At 59.6% G+C, this 14216-nt stretch carries 7 protein-coding genes; 3 read left to right on the top strand and 4 right to left on the bottom strand.

The window, feature by feature from the left end; translation table 11 throughout:
- Positions 1 to 370 precede the first annotated feature (370 nt).
- The 3 genes from Q1B40_RS11335 to Q1B40_RS11325 all read left to right on the top strand — a co-directional run bounded on the left by Q1B40_RS11335 (position 371) and on the right by Q1B40_RS11325 (position 5494).
- On the top strand, positions 371 to 1090 hold the full coding sequence (locus tag Q1B40_RS11335; RefSeq protein WP_299814024.1) for a glycerophosphodiester phosphodiesterase family protein: 720 nt from the start codon (positions 371 to 373) through the stop codon (positions 1088 to 1090).
- 432 nt (positions 1091 to 1522) lie between these two features.
- Positions 1523 to 2539, top strand: a complete 1017-nt coding sequence (locus Q1B40_RS11330; RefSeq protein ID WP_299814021.1) for a FecR domain-containing protein — start codon at positions 1523 to 1525, stop codon at positions 2537 to 2539.
- A gap of 162 nt (positions 2540 to 2701) precedes the next feature.
- On the top strand, positions 2702 to 5494 hold the full coding sequence (locus Q1B40_RS11325) for an EAL domain-containing protein (protein WP_299814018.1): 2793 nt from the start codon (positions 2702 to 2704) through the stop codon (positions 5492 to 5494).
- A 7-nt stretch (positions 5495 to 5501) separates the two neighbouring features.
- On the opposite strand, the gene Q1B40_RS11320 is transcribed toward Q1B40_RS11325, so the two are convergent.
- The 4 genes from Q1B40_RS11320 to Q1B40_RS11305 all read right to left on the bottom strand — a co-directional run bounded on the left by Q1B40_RS11320 (position 5502) and on the right by Q1B40_RS11305 (position 14070).
- The gene (locus tag Q1B40_RS11320; protein ID WP_299814015.1) at positions 5502 to 6959 is read right to left on the bottom strand and encodes an NAD-dependent succinate-semialdehyde dehydrogenase; all 1458 of its coding nucleotides are present in this window, start codon (positions 6957 to 6959) and stop codon (positions 5502 to 5504) included.
- Positions 6960 to 7288: 329 nt separating this feature from the next.
- Positions 7289 to 7642 carry a helix-turn-helix domain-containing protein gene (locus Q1B40_RS11315; protein WP_299814012.1) on the bottom strand — a complete coding sequence of 118 codons (354 nt, stop codon included), beginning with the start codon at positions 7640 to 7642 and terminating at the stop codon, positions 7289 to 7291.
- Positions 7643 to 7861: 219 nt separating this feature from the next.
- Positions 7862 to 12208 carry a translocation/assembly module TamB domain-containing protein gene (locus tag Q1B40_RS11310; protein WP_299814009.1) on the bottom strand — a complete coding sequence of 1449 codons (4347 nt, stop codon included), beginning with the start codon at positions 12206 to 12208 and terminating at the stop codon, positions 7862 to 7864.
- A gap of 5 nt (positions 12209 to 12213) precedes the next feature.
- Positions 12214 to 14070 (bottom strand): autotransporter assembly complex family protein, encoded by a 1857-nt coding sequence (locus Q1B40_RS11305; RefSeq protein ID WP_299814006.1) that lies wholly within the window; start codon positions 14068 to 14070, stop codon positions 12214 to 12216.
- Positions 14071 to 14216 lie beyond the last annotated feature (146 nt).

Raw genomic sequence — 14216 nt, 5'->3', positions numbered from 1 at the left:
TTCGCCTGAGTGCTATTTGACTGACTGTTCGCGGTAGCTGAACAATGACAGCAGGGCTGACCAAATCTGACGAAACGGATCATCCGAGGAAATTTCAGTGTCCTGATGATGTTCCTTGTGTCCGGATCAATGGACGAATCGCGATTTGACAGCCAATATCAGCCGGATAACGAATGCATTCGGCAAGGACTGCCGGTTGGTGGACTGTCTGGAACGTGTCTCGCTGACAGGAATTCATGAGCAAAGTTTCAGTGTCATCAATTCATCAAGAAATTCAGGCACATATTCTGCCAGCTATCCTTCCGGATATGCTGGCCGTCGGCCTCGGTTTGCTCCCGACATCCGGTTTGGAGACACAGGAGAATGAGACGTGAAACAAGCGGTCATAGTGTGCCATCGGGGAGCCAGCCTCGTAGCTCCGGAGAACACCATAGCCTCGCTTGAAAAGGCGATCGACATCGGTGCCGACGTGGTCGAATTCGACGTGCGGCCATCCAGGGACGGTGTGCTCTACGTCATCCACGACGCCGAAGTGGACAGAACAACCAACGGAACCGGCAGGATCGCCGAGATGACCGCGGCCGACATCGATGCGCTGGATGCGGGAAGCTGGTTCGGATCCGAGTTTGCCGGCGAGCGGGTTCCGCGCCTGGATGCCTTTCTGGATACCTGCCGCGGACGGATCGCGACCTACGTCGAGATCAAGGAAGGCGATCCGGCCGAAATCCGGGACATGCTCGCCGTCCGGGGCATGCTTGAAGATGCGTGGACATTCTCGTTCGATCAGGCAATCCGCGCCGAAGCCCGTGCCAAGGTGCCCGACCTGAAGCGTATGGTGCTTTTCATGCACGTCGGATCGGTTGACCGCGCCGTCGCGCAGGATGCGCAAATTCTCGAGTTCCACCACGACAATGTGGAAGAGCAACTGGTGGTCAGCGCCAAGGAGGCCGGCCTCATTACCCAGATGTTTTATGCAGGCGACGACCGGGCCGTCTTTGAAAAAGCGGTGCGCTGCGGTGTCGAACAGATGAACATCGATCACGTCGATGTCTTCCGGTCCGTGGAGCGCGAACTGATGACGCCGGTCTAGGGTCCCGACCAGCCACCTTCTGCGGCGCACTGCGATGCGCTGCCGAACACTCGCGAAGTGCCGCCATCACGCTTTACCGGCTGCGACCGGTCAATCCTTGCAAACCCGGCCAGGTACTTCAGGCAAGGCGCTTTCGCATGGACATTTTCCCGATTTGAGATGACAGCCAAAATTCATTGAGAAGAAGACCGTTGTTTCAATAAATATGTCGACCTCACGTCGAAGAGTAATTTTTATCATTACTATAAAGATCGCATAAACATTTTTAACCTTGGAGCTTCACCTTAGGTTAAATTATGGAATGCTAATGTTTAAGGCAATTACTATTTACTAGGTAAATTTGCCATGACTGTGCATATGTTTGGTCGACGTACCAAATGGCCGTTTTCACGTGTCAATTTCGCAGTTCCAGCCTTGCCGACGGTGAGCGCTGTGCGTTTTCTTTCGGTTATTCTGTTGGCCCTTGCCGTTTTGAGCCCTGCCTATGCCGCCGCCGAAGAGTGGGTGGTCAAAAGAATTTCAGGGACAGCTTATTTCGTGGCGCCCGGCATGGAGGCAGTCCGGGTCAAAAAAGGGATGGTGTTTCAGAAGGGCTTCACACTCGGAACGCGTTCGGGTGCACGGGTCCTGGTCGCTCGCGGCAGCGAAAGCATCGCGGTGGGGCCGAGCACGACTTTCGCAATATCCAGCTATCGCAGCCGGGGAGGCAGAACGACGCTTCTGCAGCGCAAAGGGACCATCGGCATTGATGTTGAAAAACGACGGCGCCCGCATTTCACGGTCGAAACCCCGTTTTTCGCAGCCCTGGTCAAGGGCACAAAATTCGAAGTTCAGGTCGGCAAGGACCAGGCGCGTGTTTCGGTTGAAAGAGGTGTTGTTGCCGTGGAGGATTTCGCCTCCGGTGAAAGGACGGACCTCGGTGCGGGTCAATACGCGGCCAGTTCGCCCTCCAGAAAGGTTGGCTTGTCTGTAGGCGGAACGACGAAACCGTCGGTGCGCCCGGGGACAAAGCGACCGCCCGCGTTCGAGACGCCACCAGTGGAGAACGTCCCGGCCGCGACCACGTCCTCGAACTCGAACTCGGGAACCAGCAGTTCCGATGTTAGTGGCACCAGCAATGCCAGCGGCAACAGCTACGGCAATTCCGATGGCAACGGCAACAGCAATGCGGGCGGAAACGGCAACGGCAACTCCGGTGGCAACGGCAACAGCAATGCCGGCGGCAACGGCAATGGCAATTCCGGTGGCAACGGCAATGGCAATTCCGGTGGCAACGGCAACAGCAATGCGGGTGGAAACGGAAACGGCAACTCCGGTGGCAACGGCAACGGCAACAGCAATGCGGGCGGCAACGGCAACAGCAATGCCGGCGGTAACGGCAACAGCAATGCCGGCGGCAACGGCAAAAGCAACGCCGGTGGCAATGGCAACGGGAACGGCAAAAAGTAGATTGGGCCGAGCGCGGATGGACTTCAGATACCCTCGCTTCAGTCGTCGATGTGATCTGAAGCTCTCCGCGTCTGGTTGAGCGCAGTGGAGAGGTCAGGCACGACAAGACTGACCAAATCAACTTCAGGATCTTCGATCGATTTCGATTGGAGGTCTGTCTAATTGGAAAACCAGAGCGGGCGGGCACGGGTGCAAACCTGGCAGGGTGATCATAAAAAGCGTTTCCTTTACGCATTTTTGGCCGTGATCTGCACGATTGCGGCGGTCGGACTCCTGCGCCTTGCTGGTGTGGGAACGGCCTTCGACCGGTTCTTGTGGGAAGTCAGGTTTCAGATCGATCATCGGCCCGTGTCGGGAGAGATCGTCATCGTCGACATCGACGCAAGGAGCCTGGAGGAAATCGGAGTCTGGCCTCTGCCTCGCAGGTTATTCGCGCAGGTGACGGATCGGCTGATCGAAGAGGGCGCACAGGAGATCCTGTTTGATGTGGACTTCAGCACCGCCTCGTCCAGCGAAGACGACCGCCTTCTGGCCGAAGCCTTCGAAAGAGCAGGCAACGTCAGTCTTGCGGTGTTCCGTCAGGCTGCCGCATTCGACGGGGCTTCCGGCGAAATCGTCAATCAGCCTGTAGACGTGCTTCTCGATACTGCCTGGCCGGTCGTTGTCATGGTTCCCATGGAAAGCGACGGCCGGATATGGAACTCGCTCTACGGATACGAGATCGGCGGGGCGTCCGAAATTTCCGCCGCGGCGTTTCTGGGGGATCACACCGGAAAGACCGGAGGAACATTCGGTCTCGACTACAGCATCGCACAGGACGAACTGCAGCGCATCTCGCTGGTCGACGTTCTGAACGGTACCGGAGTGACCGGCAGGCTGTTCGGTAAAAAGGTCATCATCGGTGCGAGCGCGCAGGAACTCAGGGATCTCTTTCCCGTGCCCGTATATGGCATTCTTCCAGGCAGCGTGATCCAGGCCCTCGGAGCCGAAACACTGTTGCAGAACAGAGCACTGGCGGCCGACGGGCAATTTCTTACAAGCCTGTTTGCGCTGGCTGTATTGTTCATGCTCATGCTGACGAGAATTGAGGGTTGGAGCGTCAAGATCCTCATCCTGACGCTGACTGCCATCGCGTTGGAGCTGGTCGCATTCCAGATTCAAAAATCCTTTCCCGTTCTCGTCCAGTCAGCGAGCGCGCATTTCATACTCCTGTTCGGTGCGTCGATCGTGGTGTTCCGCGAACTCGGCTTTCACAAACTGGGATCTCGTCTTGCCGCAGTCGGCAAGCGCAACAGCGAACGGATGCTCGGACAGGTTTTTGATGACAGTTTCGATGCGATCATCGTTGTGCGAGAGGATGGACAGATAACCGCGGCGAACCGGATGGCCCGATCGCTGTTCCCTGGCGAAACGCTTGTCGGCAGTGCTGCGCGAAAGGTACTGCCGCAGGAGTTGGCCGATGAGATGCTGGCGGTTTTCGAAAAACAGTCTTTCGGCATGCCTGCCTCCAGAACCCTGTTTGCCGCAAAGGAGAACGGAAACAGGCAATTCATAGAGTATGTCGTGACCCGGTCGGAACAGACGGTCGTCACGAACAGCCGCCAAAGCGAAACCCGGATGCTGGCCTGCCTGACCTGCCGCGATGTAACGCAAGAGCGCGGCTCGGCGGAAAAGCTGAGTTATCTGGCCCGGTTCGAACCGATCACCGGTCTTTTGAACCGGAACGGTTTCGAAGAGGAACTGGAAAGCAGGGTCCGGGCCGCCCGGCAAGGCGGACAAACTCTGTGTCTCGTCCAGTTTGCCATTGCCAATCTGGATCAGATCATGGCCTCGCTCGGATTTACCTATGGCGATCGCGTGCGCCAGGCGGTTGCGTCCCGTCTCAGGAATCTCGCGGTCGAGGAAATCTCCTGGTCGGCAATTTCACCGGACGTCTTCGCCGGAGTGGCCACCTGTGAACCGGGCGAGGACAAGTCTCTGGAGCTGATCGAGGCAGTCCGCGCTGCAGTCGGCGGAATGCTGACGATTGACGGCGCAAGGATCACGATCCGGCTCAAATTCGGCTATGTGCTCGCTGACGGTTGCACCTCGCCGGACAGGCTTCTCAAGAACGCAGGAAATGCCCTCGCCAAGGTGCGCCGGGAAGACCGGTCCTCGGTTCAGGCGTTCCGGCCGGAACTGGATGAGACGCTTCTGCGACGGTGTACGCTGGAGACGGAACTGCTCAAGGCGATTTCTCGCGATGAACTGCGCGTTTACTACCAGCCACTCGTGGTCCTGGCTGACAGGACCGTCTTCGGCGCCGAAGCCCTCTTGCGATGGGATCACCCGAAGCTGGGTCCGGTTTCTCCGGCCGAGTTCATACCGATTGCGGAGGAAAACGGGTACATTGTCGAGCTTGGCGAGTGGGTCTTGAACCGGGCGATGAAAGAAGCCTCTTCTTGGAACCAGCCTCTCGAACTGTCGGTAAATGTTTCAGCTGTGCAGATCAGTCAGGGCACCTTCGTTGCAACGGTTGCCGAGGCTCTGGAGCGTTCGGAATTTGCTGCGGAGAGACTGGGCCTTGAGGTGACGGAATCCCTGTTCATTGATGAAAATCTTGAACTTGAAACCTGCATGGAAGAATTGAGATCGCTTGGCTGCCACTTTTCCCTGGACGATTTCGGCACCGGATATTCCTCGCTGGGCTATATACCCCGATATCCGTTTTCAAGGATCAAGCTGGACCGGTCCTTCGTGACGCCGACCATGTCAAGCAGGCAGGATATCGCCGTGGTCGAGGCGGTGCTCAATCTCGCCAGAGGGTATGGCATGTCGGTGATTGCCGAAGGGATCGAAACCCCTGACCAGGCCGGCAAGCTTTTGGAGCTCGGATGCCAGCTGGGTCAGGGATATCTGTTCGGCCGACCGATGGATGCGACCGGTTTTGCGGCGCTGCTCAGGAAGGCGGCCTGAGGCCAGCCTACATGCCAAGGCCGCCAATGCAGTTGTATTTGACGTTCAGATAATCATCGAGGCCGTATTTGGATCCCTCGTTTCCGACACCGCTGTCCTTGAAACCGCCGAAAGGGGCGACCTCGGTGGTGATCACGCCCTCATTGACGCCGACAAGGCCGTATTGCAGCGCTTCCATCACACGGAAACTGCGGCCGAGGTCCCTAGTGTAGAAGTAGCAGGCAAGACCGAATTCCGTGTCGTTCGCGAGCGCGATGGCTTCTTCCTCGGTGTCGAAGCTGAAGAGCGCCGCGAGCGGTCCGAAGGTCTCTTCACGGGCGACCTTCATGTCCTTGCTGGCCCCGGTGATCAGTGTCGGCTCGAAGAATGTTCCCGGGCCGTTCGAAGGATGGCCTCCGGTCACCAGAGTGCCGCCCTTGGAAAGCGCGTCCTGAACATGAGCGGCAACTTTCTCCACGGCGGCCTCGTTGATCAGCGGTCCTTGCGTAACGCCCTTGTCCAGGCCGTTTCCGACTTTCAACTGCTCCGCCATTGCCGTTTTCAGCTTTTCGGCGAATGCATCGTAGACGCCTGCCTGGACGTAGATCCGGTTGGCGCAGACGCAGGTCTGGCCGGAATTCCTGAATTTGCTGGCAATCGCTCCTTCAACAGCACGGTCGAGATCCGCATCGTCGAAAACGATGAAGGGGGCGTTGCCGCCCAGTTCCATGGAAATCTTCTTCATATTCTTGCCGGCGTTGCCGGCCAGCAGTTTGCCGACCCGGGTGGACCCGGTGAAGGTGATTTTCCGCAAGGCCGGGTTCTCGCACATCTCCTCGCCGATAGCCGGGGCATCGCCGGTAATGATGTTGATCACGCCCTTGGGCAGATCCGATTTCTCGGCCATCACGCCGTAGACCAGCGCGGAGTAGGGCGTGAACTCGGCCGGCTTCATCACCATTGTGCACCCGGCGGCAAGCGCTGCGCCAAGCTTGCGGGCGATCATCGAGTTGGGAAAGTTCCACGGCGTGATGGAGCCTGCGACGCCTACCGGCTCCTTGGTGACCAGAATGCGCCGGTCGGCCCAGGGCGAGGGGATTGTATCGCCGTAGACGCGTTTGCCTTCTTCGGCAAGGAAACGGATGTATTTGACACCAAGCGCGATCTCGCCCTTTGCCTCGGCAAGCGGTTTACCCATCTCCGTCGTCAGAAGGACTGCCAGATCGTCTATCTGGTCCATGATCGCATCGCACAGATTGTGCATGTGTCCGGCGCGCGCTTCTGCGGTCAGGGCCTTCCAGCCCGGCAGTGCAGCGTCCGCGGCGGCGATAGCGCGCGCGGTTTCCGCCCGTCCGCACATGGGTACGGTTCCGATCGTTTCGCCGGTCGCAGGATTGGTCACCTCAATGGTCTTGCCGCTGTCGGCATCCAGCCAGGCGCCATCGATAAAGACCTGTTGTTTCAAGAGCGAAGTATTCAGTGACATGGGAAGCTCCCTGGAGATGGGGATGAAGCGGTGGACGGATTGGCGACCAGACCCGACCCCTTAGAGATAGGGGGCGAGTGCAGGCTCATGCAATAGCTTTTGTGAAGAGGATCAGCTTCTTGAAAGGAGATTTCGCTCAATACGGCTGTCAGGCCTGACCGGTATGACCCGGGCAGGATCCCGGATAACATGTTTCATCAACCGTTGTTTTCGAGCAGGTTTCCCCGTTGCTCCGGCTGCCATCGCCGCGATGAAATGGCAACCAACGGGGAGGGGGAGACGAACGGAAGTTCGTCATCGGGTCGAGATATTCGGGTCGGGCCTTGCAGCTATTCCCCGTTCATACGCTCCTGAAGCGTCCCGATTTCATCGGCAAGCGCCTGGGCCTGCCGTTGAATGCGGTCGAGGGCAACCCGCATGCTGTCCAGATCCGCGCCCGGGGCGTCTTCAGAAAGCGGTGGTGTGCCGCGGCCGACGAGCAGCCAGGTCGGACTGACATTCAGAACGCCGGCGAGAAGAACGAGCTTGTTGGAACGCGGCTCGGAACGGTCGCTTTCCCAGCTCTGCATCGTCGCCGTCTTAATGCCGAGACGGCGCGCCAACTGGGCGGTGGACAGTCCCGAGGCATCCCGTGCCTTGCAGATCCGTTCCCCCAAAGTGTAATCGGTGCTGTTGTTGGACATGGTCGCACTCCCGTCACTGACGATCGTTTCCGCCGCCAGATATACGGTCCCCGCCGGTCCCGACGGAGAATTTTTCCTGAATATGTGGTTCATGGCCCGCAACCTCGCACGGCAGGCCTGTGCATCGCAACAGCTGGACCGGACTTTGTCGGATTGAGATCGCCGTACGGCGGAATTCCGCGATGTTATTGATAGGAATATCAGGGTTCGGAAATGGGTTCAGTATTCTTTCTCGAAGAAAATACCGGCTTTCGATGAGCCGTCCGCCCCGACTTCACCGCGCACTTTCAGCCCGCGGTCCAGATCGATGTCGACCTGAACTCGGCTCGAATCCGTACCGGTTCCCTGTTTGACGCCAAGGTAGATGTTGTCGTTGATATACTTGCCGACCGAAACCGACGGACCGTCCTCACCGGTGGTATTGACGTCAATCTCGTCGAGACCAAGCGACTTGCGGATCGAGGCAAGAGGACCGTTGTCGTTTCCGCCCGTCAGCGTCGCGATGGCGGCAGCCAGCCGCGCGACCTGGGTCGGCGAAAGATTGCCGACACTCTTGCCGAAGAGCAGAAGAGCGAGCACCTCGTCCTGCGGGAGTTCCGGAGAGGACGAGAACGCGATTTGCGGGTCGTCCGCCTCGCCGCTGACACTCACGGTAATCGTCGTATCGCTCACGGTTGTTGTCGCTGCAAAATCGAGGACCGGTGTCAGCGATCCCTCGAACGTGGCGGTGCCGTGCGAGAACAGAAGCCGCCGTGTCAGGATATTGAGTTGCCCGCGTCGCAGGCTGAAGGCGCCGATCGCTTGCGGGGAGGTTGTCGTTCCTACAATCTTGAGTTCGCCCTGCAGTTCGGCATCAAGGCCGCGGCCGCGGACGAAGATCCGGCCGGGCGCGGAAAGCAGGATGTCGAGCCGTGGCGGGAAACTTCTGTCCTGGGTTTCCGTCTGCCGCGATCCGCCACTGAGCTCCGCTGCCTGCAACTGGACCGCCTTCGAAGCGTTCACATGGCGTACATCGACAGGAGGAATAGCGCCCGGCAGACTTTCGGGAATGGAAATGTCGGCCTTGTTGATGGTGACCTTTCCATCGATCAATGCCGAACCGGACGGGGAGGAAAGCGGGCCGGACACTTTCAGATCGGCATCGATATCCGCCGTCAAAAGGCCGGGGTCAACGTAGCGGCCGTTGTTCAGCTTGAGGGCAATGTCGGCGGTCAGGCCGTCTTTCATGCCCACTGTGCCCTCGGCGGAGAAAGTCCCCCCGGTGGCAAGGTCTCCCGCGATACCGTTCAACACGGCCTGGTCCTGGGAAATCGATATGGTGCCGCCGATGTTCTGAGCGGTCAGGCCGGTGGTCAGACTGGTTATCTGGAGACCGGCCGGTGTTGCCGTAACCTGGTAGGAAGGGTTGGAGGCGGTGCCCGAAACCGTGCCCTGCAATGAGATTGTTCCGTCGCCTCTCAGCCCGGAATCCAGCAAGGGACGCCGCAACGTGGCAAGGGGAACCGTACCGTTAAGCGATATGGACAGGGCGTTCGGTTTGGAAAGTCCGATGGTGCCCTCGGCGGTCACGTTCAATCCGTTCGGATCGCTGACGCGGGTGGTCTGTGTGACCTGATCGGATTTCAGCGAACCGGATGACGTCAGATCGAGAGCCGTAAGACCGTTGCTGCTGAGGTCGCTGGAGGTGAGCGAAGAACCGGTGATCGTCCACTGCGCTTCGGGAGACGCCGCACTGCCCGTGGCTTTCACGTTGCCGGACAAGGTGCCTCCAAGACCCAGGGACGGCAGAAATGCGTTTGCGAGGCTCAGGGGCACGGACTTCAGATCGGCAGCAAGGTCCAGTGACTGTCCGGCTTTGCCGGCGACCGAAAGTGACCCGTCGCCAAGCTTGAGCTCGAGAGGCTCGATGGTCGCTTCGCCGTCGCTGTAGGAAATGGTTGTGGGCTGCCTGAGGGCGCTGGAAAGGCCTTGATAGTGCAGGGCCAGCTCCTGAAGCGCCAGCACATATGCACCGCTGTCGGGTTCGCTGATGCGGGCCTTGAGGGACAGCCCGTCACGATCGTCCTTGTCCATGGCGACTTGTGCCGTGATCGCGGTGCCGTCGCCGTCCGGTGTGGCGCTTATGTCGGCGCTGTGGATGGGCGTTGCGTCCGTCAGCAGGCCGGAGAGCTGGATATCCGCCGTGATGTTTTCCGGAGCATAGGGCGCCGCTACATTGGCTTTCAGCTTCAGGGTGCCGACACTGACCGAGGGTATGCCGATATCGGCGCCGGTGACGTCAACCGCCAGCGTTCGGTTGTCCGGATTGGCGGACATCGTACCTTGCAGGCGGCCGCTTATTTCGGTCAGCAGCAAGGGGGAGAGCGAGGCGAGGTCCGGTGCGTCGATTGTCAGATCGCCCTTCAGCGTCTCGACGGGCTTGTCCACATTCGCGATGGACAGAGTCCCCGTCACGGTGTTTCCGGCAAGGCGGATCGACAGGGGGGCGACGTCGGCGCCGCCATCCTTGCTGGTCAGCACGACATCGACGGCAATCGGCTGACCGTTGAGGGACGCCGTGCCCTTGACGGCGGCAGTCGGTGCCGCCGGATCCGCCGTCGCATCCGCGGTAAAACTCAGATCGTCGAGAGGCGTTCCGGCAAGCAGGATCTTGTCAGAAGTGGCATTCGCCTGCACTTCAAGAGCGCTTAGCGGGCCGGAGGACCCGATCTCCAGCGAAAGACCGCCTTCTAGCCGGGAGTCTATCTTGGACAGATCCTCAAGACTGACTGTCAGATCGGACGTAAGGGCGGGTTCCTGGTAGTGCGCATCGCCGCGAACCTCCAGGGCATTGTTCTTCAGCGTCAGGCTCTCGACGGTTATGTCGTCCTGTCCGGCCAGAGCCAGCGTCAGATCGAGATTGCTTTCGCCCGAAAGCAGCATGTCCGCCTGGGAGACACCGGTTTTGAGCTCACGCATCACGAGGGCGCCGGTTGCCGAACCGGTGAGTGTCTCCGGGTCCATGTCGGCGGAAAATGTTCCGGAAACGCTTCCCCCGAGATCGCGCCCGGCGAGACCCGAAAATTTCGCCAGATCCGAAACGGACAGGCGGCCACGCGCATCGACCTTGCCGGCGGAAATCTCCGTATCCGTCAGCGTGGCATGACCGGTCGCGGTGCTTATGGCGAGATCGGCGATCCGCAGGGAGTTCTTCTTGCCATCGGCTGTACCCTTTCCCTGAACGGATACCGGGCCCGACAGCGGGTCTGTTTCCTTCGTCAGCCCTTCAAGTCCGGCAATTGCGAGGGAAAAGTCGAACGGTGAAGTCATGATGGAAGGTGTGAGATCGGCGCCGGAGCCCGAGGCCTTCAGATCCATCGCTCCCGTGCGGACTTCCGCCGTCTGAAAGGACGCAATGCTCACATCGCCTGACCAGTCAGCGGAAGACCGCTGGCCGGAAACGGTGAAATCTGCCTTGAGCGGGCCGAAAGCAATCCGTCGCTCGGCCAGTTCAACAGCAATCAGGGCGTCGTCGCCCGCGCTCACCGAAAGCGTGGCCGTGGCGTCGATTTTCGCGCTGCTGAGGTCTGCGTTGGCGTCCAGAGACACAGTTCGGGTCTTGAGGGCTAGAAGCGCCGATTGTGGCGTGAAATCGTCGGAGAACCGGGCTTCCCCCGAAGCGTTCGTGGTACCGAGCAAAAAGGCCTGGACTTCGGGAGGCGCCAGGGGGGCGAGATCGCCGTCAAGGTCGAAGGAGAGATGCCGTCCCTCGGCGTCATCCTCAATTCTTGCGGAACCGGTCACGGTTGTCCGTCCGTCGAGATCCAGACCGAGCCTTGCCGCCCAGTTGGTCAAGGGGCCGTCGCCCTTCAGTTCCAGACGCAGGGCCGGAAGGTCCGGAACCTCGAGAAGACGGGCAGCCAGTCCTCCGCGCGGCTCCGAAACCGTGATGTCGAAGGCAAGTTTTTCGGCGGCCGGTTCGAACTCGGCACTTGCAGTCAGGCCGGCGTCGACACCGTCGATGCGCTTGACGTCCAGTTGAGCGGTGAGGAGGGCAGGGTCGGCAGCGAAGGCCCCTGATCCGGCGGCGCTCAGGGAAACGGGAGTTCCAAGCAATGCCTGGCCCAGATTGACTTCGCCGAGACGGAAACGTTCCAGGGTGACATCGACCGGCAACGAGAAACCTGCAGATCCATCGTCGCTGGAATCGGCGTCAGCGGCTTCGTCTTGCGGGATTGCAGGTTGTCTTGCCAGATCGACCCGGTCAGCGGTCACGCTGTCGATATCCAGCTCGCCGGAAAGGAGCTTCAGCGGATTCCAGCCGAGGGCGATCCGGTCGGCGTCAAGCCAGACACCAGCCTCATCGGCAACAGTCAGGCTCTCGAGCCCGCCGTTGAGACCGAAGTCGACATGAAGGCCTTCGATCCGGACGATCCGTCCGTCAGCGGAGGCAAGGTTGCTGACGACACCGGAGACAAACGCCCGGCCGGCCGACACCTGCATCGCTGCGATGGCGAAAAGCGGAACGGCAATCGCAAGCGCGATCAGGAATCCGAAGACCCGTAATGAAAACCTTAGAAAACGCATATGCGCTAAAACGCCTGGCTCAAACCGACATAAAGGGCGAAGTCCGGGTCACCCGGTCCCGGATCCAGCGGTATGGCCGCATCGATACGAAGCGGTCCTATCGGTGTAAAGTAGCGCAGCCCGGTACCTACGCCCACCTTCAGGCCCTCAGAAAAGTCGGGAAAACTGTTCTCATATGCATTTCCCGCATCCACAAATCCGACGACACCAATCGTTTCGGTCATCTGGACGCGAATTTCTCCGGACAATTCGATGAGAGACCGGCCTCCCGTCACTTCGCCATCCACCCTCGGACCGACATTCCGGTAGGCATATCCGCGGATAGAACCACCTCCGCCGGCGATATAACGCCGGCTGGCCGGGACAGATTCGACGGAGGGAGCGAAAATGGACCCCGCCGTGACCTTTCCGGCGAGAATGAAACGCTTGGATTCATCCAGCGCGTAATAGCTGGACACCGTGCCTTTCACGAACCCCATGGCGTTGGAGTTGAGTGTGTCATAAGCCGGTTCCGCAAAGAGCGCGGCAAAGACCCCCTTTGAAGGGTTCAAAAGGTTGTCCCTGTTGTCAAAGGTCAGGTCGGCCGGCAAGCCGACGAGCAGATAGTCGTTGTCCCCGAAGGCATCCTCTTCGTTGGCATAGAAAACCTCGGCGCCCGCACGGCCCTTGAGCTGTTCGGTGAATTCGCGGTTCAGATAGGCATCATAGGTGATTGTGCGGCTCAGATAGGCATCGGGATTTTCCTGTCGGGCGCCCAGGCTCGTTGAGAAACTGGTTAGCGGACCGAATACGCCGGGTTTTTCAAAGGCAATGCGCGCGGAATATTCGAGTTTCTCAAGGCTTTCGTTGGCGATCCGGCCGACGGACCCTTCAATCGACAGCAGCTCGCCGCGGCCGAACAGGTTTCTGCGCCGCCAGTAGGATTCCACCCCGAAGCCTTCCGTGCTGGACCAGGAGGCCCCGGCGCCGATCACATGACGTTTGCGTTCGGTCACTTCAATGGTGATTGGCATCGTGCCGTCCGGTCCGGCTATGTCACCTTCGACCAGCCGGACGGAAGAAAAGATACCGAGGTCGTTGAGGCGCTTGCGAGCCCGCGCAAGGTCTGCCGGAGAATAGAGCGCGCCTTGCGGAAGCATGGCCTGCTGAATGACGAACGCCGGATCGGTCACCTTTGTCCCGCTGACGGAGACGGCGCCGAAATGGGCCTTCGGGCCCGCATCGGCGACCAACGAAACCGCGAGACGGTTGGTGCTGTGATCGGCCGTAATCCGCCGCTCGGCAATCTTCGCCTTCGGATAACCGCGACCGCGCAGGACGGAGACCATGCGTGCTTCCGCCGTCAGGATCTCATCGGAAGCAGCCACTTCGCCGGGAGAAAGATCCCAGAAGGCAGGATCAGAGGAAAGGTCGGCTCCGCGCGAGGAGATCGAAATATCCCCGAAGGTGAAAACAGGGCCCGGGTTCACCATGATGGTGACATTGACCGGGCGGGCTGCGGGTAACTCCGGCTGCTCCAGGGCGGTCTCGAGCGGAATGCCCGCGAGCATGATGTTGACGGTCCCGCCGTAGCGGCCGATTGCGTAAAGCTTTGCAATCAGGCGTTCACGATCGGAGAGCGCGCGGGCCAGCAGCCCGGCTTCTCCGGACGGCAGCTGTTCCTGCTGCTGCATCAGGATCGAAGCGGCGCTTAATTCCTTCGACAGCTGTTCATTGCCGCTCGAGACGGTGATTTCAGGTTTGTAGGCGGTGGGGTCGGGAACGGTTTCGGTATTTTCATCCGAAGACCCGAAGGGTTTCCAGCCGAAAAGTTCGAAGGAATGAGCAGACTGCGGTACTGCTGACAGTGCAGTGAATAACAATCCGGCCTGCAGGACGCGTCTGGCAGCACAAAACACACCGCTCGCCGGCAAGCCGGCCGATGCTATAAAAGCGTAACCACGCACACCCGAAACAAGGCCGGGTTTGCAGGACGGTAGACCCATCACTTACTGCCGCCTGACGGTTT

This window comes from uncultured Roseibium sp., from assembly GCF_947496995.1.
Classification (GTDB): Bacteria; Pseudomonadota; Alphaproteobacteria; order Rhizobiales; family Stappiaceae; genus Roseibium.
Note: the sequence above shows the minus strand (reverse complement) of the source record. Positions and strands in the feature narration are given on the sequence as shown.